This is a genomic window from Vibrio makurazakiensis (genome assembly GCF_050337375.1).
In the GTDB taxonomy this organism is placed as follows: domain Bacteria; phylum Pseudomonadota; class Gammaproteobacteria; order Enterobacterales; family Vibrionaceae; genus Vibrio; species Vibrio makurazakiensis.
Genome location: NZ_JAKJSW010000299.1, coordinates 1 through 3,929, shown reverse-complemented (window position 1 = coordinate 3,929; position 3,929 = coordinate 1). Strand labels below are relative to the sequence as shown.

The following is a 3,929-nucleotide window of genomic DNA, read 5'->3' as shown; positions in this document are numbered from 1 at the left end:
ACTTGATAGTCTTCCATTAGCTTCGCGAACGAAAACTGAAAGTCTCTCATTTGTTGAGTATCGTTTGCATCACTGATTGATACTTTTGCTACTCGGCAATCAGGAATATTAAATACGCCGTCAGAAAGTGACAGAAGGCTAATGATCGCGTCATTACCTTTGATCTCAACACCACAAATTTTCATGTCATTACCTATTAATTAACTCGTCGCGGATTATACGCCAGTTTACGTCTCAAACCAGTCTAGTTAGAGATATTCTTTCCAACAATGTTGTTTTGCATAACGATCACGCTTAATTAGCTAGTCACAGAAATACCGAGTGCCAAGCTCACAGAATAAAGCTAAGAGCACTCTGCTGTCTGAGATCTGTTTTCGTTAACACTGTGTTTCAGGCGATACATATCTGAATCTGCTTGATTAACTAAGCGGTTTAAAATATCAACATTGGCAGGTTCAGAGGTACGGTGAAGCTCAGAGGTAGCACTTCCAAGGCTCATTGTTACCCCAAGCTTCGAAAGAATAGGAGTTCTCTCTAAATTGTAAATTAGATCTGAGCGAAATTGCTCTAGTAAGGCTGGGCTCTTCGCAAAATAGAAACCGACAAATTCATCGCCACCAAAACGACCACACACTCCATGGTCACGAAACGTAGCGTTAAACACCTTTCCAATTTGCTTTAGCACTGCGTCGCCCATTTCATGACCGAACTGATCATTGATTTGTTTGAAGCTGTCGACATCACCAAAAAAGCACCCAACAAGTGAATCTGATTGAGTGAGTTTGTTTTCTGCATACTTGTAGAGTGCATTGCGGTTCAAGCAATGTGTTAATGAATCGTATTCAGCTTGAAAACGCAGTTCTTTCTCTAAGTCATACTTATCTAAAGCTGTGCCGTAAAAATCGGCTAGCATTTGCAACAGCTTTCGATCATCTTCAGATAGAGGCTTAGGTACATTAAGAGTAATTCTTCCTAACACCTTATTGGAGCTAGAAATAATTGGAGTGATCCAACAAGATTGAAGGCAGTCTGGAGAGTTTGGACATAGTGAGATCAAACTAACCTTGCTAGATTCCGCACTATCAAAGCACTCAATAGATACATTCAATGCGTCAAACCATCGCTCAGCCAGGCTAACAACTCGCACATTGAGCTCAGCTAACCCCATGCCTAATGCTAGAGAGCGAAATAGATCATTGACGCTTTGATACGCTGTAAGAACATTTTGTTGATTCATGTCTACCACTTGTTTCTATTTAATCATTGAGCACTAATCGATCTCCTTATGCGTACCAAGTACCCTTTACTAGCATGGATAGTAATACGCTTTTTTTAAAAGAACAACATTTTTTGCGTTCATCATACGCATTTTAATTTTATGCAGACTGTAAACTGAGGGAAACGCCTGGGTAGGGAATAAGAAGTAAACGCTGGCTTTTAATATCAAAAGCCAACGAGTTCATAAGCTAAGGCTAGTGATTTAGCAGGTAGAGGAAGGTACGTCCGAACAACTCATGTGAAACAGATTCATCTTGGAAAGCTTGATTAATTTTACCTGTAAAGCGCTCAACCCCGACAAGAGACATTTGAGAAGGGGACTCTCTTGTAGATTCAATAAATAGTAACTCCAATACCTTACGAAAACGTAGATCTTTGGTATTAGTCAGTGCTGCCATCCACGATTCGATAAACTTATCTTTTGAAGACCAATCTAGGTGGCTCGCTATAAGCGGCATCACTTTACCTTGCAGCGCCAAAGCAAAGTGGTCGTGGCTAGGAAAATAACGTTGAATTGCACTTTTAGTTGTACCAAATCGCTTAGCCACTTCTGCGTAGGACACTGCTGGCCAGCCTTGATCCCAAAATATCTCCAGAACAATTTCGTTCAGAGCCTGTTGTTTACGTGCTTTTTCTTCTGCTGTTATTTTTGCCATCTACCTAAACCTAAACTAATTGAGCGGAATAATTACACCTCACCATAACATTTTATTTACGAGGTACGCTTTACTGTGAAAATTAGCATATTTGTGGAAATGGTAAACAGTAACTTAGTCAGAGTTAGGTCAAAAACCATTCAAAATGCGATAGATTTTACAAATGCAGTGAACTTTAAGAAATCGATTTCATACAAATTCAAAAGAGATGTTAATGAATTTGTGCTCGTTTTTTCATAACAATCACAGAGAAGCTTTCGCCCATTAATTGATAGAAAATAGAGTCATCATCAAATTTGTCTCTAATTAACAATCGTAGCTTGGCAACGGCATCAAAAGTGACCGGCGAAGTTCCAGCCCCTACTGCATCAGCAAATAGAAATTCAATTACTTTGCGAAACCTTGTGCATGTTTCGTCGTTTAGTGCTTTCTTCCATGATTGAATAAATTTAGCTTCAGTTTTCCAATCCAGGGTATCGATAACCAAAGGGAGTAGCTTTGCATCGAGTACATGCACAAAATCAGAATGTGCTGGATAGTAACGCTGAATAGCGCTTTTCGTTGTATTGTATCGCTTTGCTACTTCGGTATAAGTGATTGCATGAATGCCTTCACTTAAAAATAGCTCTAGCACAATCGAATTCAGCTCTTGCTGCTTACGCTGTTTTTCTTCATTGGATATTCTAGGCATTTTATATTTCTTGGAGTTTATCTTTCTTAGACACTAATACGACTTCGACCCACCAATATGTAAAGGTCTAGCGAAGCTTGTTTGCCCATGCATGGGCTGCTCGATAAATACGTTGATACGCAAACTGAAAAGCAGGCATTTCTTTTCTATGCGGATCAGCAATAGTGGCGTCCCCACTCCACTGGCCAAATAACAAAGTTTTGCTACGTGCAGTAGGAACTAACTCAGCAACTAAATCGATATGACCCGATTCCATAACCAAAATGAGATCGTACTCGTCACACAGTTCTTTCGTAAGCTGCTGAGCTTGATGGTTGGCTAAGTCCAAGCCTTCTTCTAAAGCGACTAACTGGGAACTAGGATCAGCAGAGTTACCGGCTAATCCGCTACTTTCCACCATGATGCCAGCAGAGGCAATCTGTTTATTTGGCAGCAAGTCGGTAAGCAGTGCTTCACCTAAAGGTGAACGGCAAATGTTGCCAATACATACCACTAAAATCTTGTTAAACATTTTGTGCCTTCTATTTCATTAAAACGACAATGAGCCGAGGGTTAGCCCCTAAGCTCACGTCATTTAGTATTATTCATTAATGCAGGTTATCTACGCGCAATTTTGATGCTCTGCGTGCAACCGGTCATCACCAGTATCAATACAAACGTCATCGCATTCGCAGGGGCTTGTAAGTTAAAATCGACGGTGATGTGAATTAGCATACCGATTAAGGCGATTAAACAGCCTAAGGCCAAGCCTCGTAATGTTTTACTGTTTCGCCTACTCATCGAGCGAATCGAAATAACCACTGCCCATAACCACATAAAGCCAAGTAATAACGTCGCAGGTATTCCCGCTTCAACAGCAAACTGTAAATAGTCGTTATGAGCATGATCGTAGTAGCCGATATTAAATTGGGTATAACTAGGGAATACCGAGTAGAAGCTTCCCATTCCGGTTCCTGTTAGTGGGTACTGTTCCACTATCGGCAATGACCACTGAATCACTTCATCTCTGGTTTCTTTAAGAACCGAAGTTTGCTCTAACCTGTCTTTGACTTTATCTAAACCAAAGACTGTACCAACGACTAATGTATCGACCAGTATCAGACTGACGATTAACGGGATTAATGCTCGTGGTTTATCTTTAAAGAAGAACAACGCAATAAAACCGCCAAGTGTCGTTGCTGCAAAAAAAGCGGTGTTACCCATTCTTGAGCGAGTCATAACCAAAGCTATAACCATAATGATTAGGGCAAGTCGTACAAACATTTTGCGAGAGACAACTCCCCCACTCCAGCGTCGAATACGTT

Annotated in this window: 6 protein-coding genes; all 6 read right to left on the bottom strand. The window is 40.6% G+C overall.

Features of this window, described 5'->3' with window-relative positions:
- Positions 1–185: DUF3010 family protein (locus L4C33_RS20340; protein ID WP_428814216.1), on the bottom strand; the 185-nt coding region annotated here is incomplete at its 3' end.
- Between the two features lie 158 nt (positions 186–343).
- Complete coding sequence (locus L4C33_RS20335) at positions 344–1,237, bottom strand: sensor domain-containing diguanylate cyclase (protein ID WP_428814215.1); 894 nt, start codon at positions 1,235–1,237, stop codon at positions 344–346.
- A 235-nt stretch (positions 1,238–1,472) separates the two neighbouring features.
- Positions 1,473–1,934, bottom strand: coding sequence for a TetR family transcriptional regulator (locus L4C33_RS20330; RefSeq protein WP_428814214.1), 462 nt, complete (start codon positions 1,932–1,934; stop codon positions 1,473–1,475).
- A gap of 211 nt (positions 1,935–2,145) precedes the next feature.
- Positions 2,146–2,625, bottom strand: a complete 480-nt coding sequence (locus tag L4C33_RS20325) for a hypothetical protein (protein WP_428814213.1) — start codon at positions 2,623–2,625, stop codon at positions 2,146–2,148.
- Between the two features lie 67 nt (positions 2,626–2,692).
- Positions 2,693–3,136 (bottom strand): low molecular weight protein-tyrosine-phosphatase, encoded by a 444-nt coding sequence (locus L4C33_RS20320; RefSeq protein ID WP_428814212.1) that lies wholly within the window; start codon positions 3,134–3,136, stop codon positions 2,693–2,695.
- 86 nt (positions 3,137–3,222) lie between these two features.
- On the bottom strand, positions 3,223–3,929 hold a 707-nt coding region (locus L4C33_RS20315; protein WP_428814211.1), incomplete at its 5' end, for an O-antigen ligase family protein.